The organism is Burkholderia sp. BCC1972 (assembly GCF_905339605.1).
In the GTDB taxonomy this organism is placed as follows: domain Bacteria; phylum Pseudomonadota; class Gammaproteobacteria; order Burkholderiales; family Burkholderiaceae; genus Burkholderia.
Genome location: NZ_CAJPGH010000090.1, coordinates 1 through 473 on the forward strand (window position 1 = coordinate 1; position 473 = coordinate 473).

Sequence of the window (473 nt, forward strand, 5' to 3'; positions counted from 1 at the left end):
GTTCAAGCTGGACGGCACGGAATACAAGCCGACCGCAGTGCACCAGGTCGCGAAGACGGGCATCGCGCGCACGTTCCAGAACATCCGCCTGTTCGGCGGGATGACGGCACTGGAGAACGTGATGGTGGGCCGCCACGTGCGGACCAAGCACGGCCTGCTGGGCGCGGTGTTCCAGACGCCGGCCGAGCGCCAGGAAGAGCGCGAGATCAAGGAACGCGCGATCGAGCTGCTCGAGTACGTCGGCGTGCTGCAGTACGCGGACTACACGTCGCGCAACCTGTCGTACGGCCACCAGCGCCGGCTGGAAATCGCGCGCGCGCTGGCGACCGACCCGAAGCTGCTCGCGCTCGATGAGCCGGCGGCCGGGATGAACGCGACCGAGAAGGTCGAACTCACGCGCCTGCTCGACAAGATCCGCTCGGACGGCCGCACGATTCTGCTGATCGAGCACGACGTGAAGCTCGTGATGGGAT

At 66.8% G+C, this 473-nt stretch carries 1 protein-coding gene; it reads left to right on the forward strand.

The window, feature by feature from the left end; genetic code table 11:
- Positions 1–473: ABC transporter ATP-binding protein (locus tag U5798_RS36930; RefSeq protein ID WP_322084887.1), on the forward strand; the 473-nt coding region annotated here is incomplete at both ends.